Source organism: Lutibacter sp. B1, assembly GCF_012524075.1.
Lineage (GTDB): Bacteria > Bacteroidota > Bacteroidia > Flavobacteriales > Flavobacteriaceae > Lutibacter.
On the sequence record NZ_JAAZUI010000100.1, the window covers coordinates 1 to 1,267 of the forward strand.

Genomic DNA, 1,267 nt, shown 5'->3' on the forward strand with positions numbered 1-1,267 from the left:
AACTTACAAGTTCAATTAACAAACCTAAGTCATAAAATATTTACCCAAGAAATTAGATTTAAATCTGAAAACGGGAGTAATTTTCCAGAATGGAAAGAGAAGGAATTAAAATATTTTTGTTCTTTTTATTCTGGGGGCACTCCAAAAAGCACTAATAAATCTTATTATTTAGGCGATATTCCTTTTATTGGTTCTGGCAATATTTCAGATGATTCTGTAGATAGTTTTATCACAGATGAAGCTTTGAAATCTTCATCTGCAAAGTTGGTAAATAAAGGTGATTTATTATATGCGCTTTACGGTGCAACGAGTGGAGAAGTGGCAATTTCAAAAATTAGAGGAGCAATAAATCAGGCTGTTTTATGTATCAAAACCACCCAAAATAAAGAATATTTATTTTATTTACTCAAAAACTCCAAGAATAGAATTGTACAAACATTTATTCAAGGTGGTCAAGGAAACCTTTCTGCTAAAATTGTAAAAGAGTTAAAATTTAATTTTCCTTGCCTTGAAGAACAAATTAAAATAGCTTCTTTTTTATCATTAATTGATGAAAAGCTAATGAATGAAATGACTGTTTTAAAGAATTTAACTGACCAGAAAAAATATCTTTTACAGCAACTTTTTATATAAACATATTTTGTAATACATATTTTTTTTGGCTTTCAAATTCAGCTAATATTTTTCTTTCTGATACATTTTTTTTTGTTATTGAAATTAAAAAATCAGCGATTTTGATTTGTTCATTTAGAGTAGGTAATTTTAATTTAAAGGATTCTAAATCTTCAAAATTTAAACTATCTCTTACACTACCTGAACAGCCAATTTTAACCAAGTGTTTAAATAAATGTGTTGTGATTAGATTTTCAAAAAAAGTTAAATTCAAAGTGTTCTTTAAATTAAAAACAACATACATAGGACTTACAATACCTTCTTCAAAATCTTTTAATGTTGCAATTGAACCAACATTTATCCTCGAAGGGTTATAAGCTATATCATTTTTCTTTACAATTTTATAATTTGAAACATCTTTACTTGCAACTCTATGATTATCAAATTGTTCAGATTGAAGAATAAATCCTTTTGAGTTACTTACGCTTAAAACTCTAATTACTTCAAAACTTTTATTCCTAACTGATTTATGTTTTAAGTAATGCCCTAATTTTTTTTCTTCCCATTCAGGAAAATCATTTCCATTATCATCTTTAAAACGTAGTTCTTGAGAAAACAACTTTTGTCTAAAACCTTTAATTAAGGTTTCTAAATG

General features: G+C 26.4%; 2 protein-coding genes. One reads left to right on the forward strand and one right to left on the reverse strand.

Going from position 1 to position 1,267, the window contains the following annotated elements; translation table 11 throughout:
- A partial coding sequence (locus HGB55_RS15030) for a restriction endonuclease subunit S (RefSeq protein WP_211047413.1) occupies positions 1-633 on the forward strand: 633 nt, incomplete at its 5' end.
- On the opposite strand, the gene HGB55_RS15035 is transcribed toward HGB55_RS15030, so the two are convergent.
- A partial coding sequence (locus HGB55_RS15035) for a restriction endonuclease subunit S (protein ID WP_211047414.1) occupies positions 626-1,267 on the reverse strand: 642 nt, incomplete at its 5' end. The two genes, HGB55_RS15030 and HGB55_RS15035, sit on opposite strands and share 8 nt — an antisense overlap.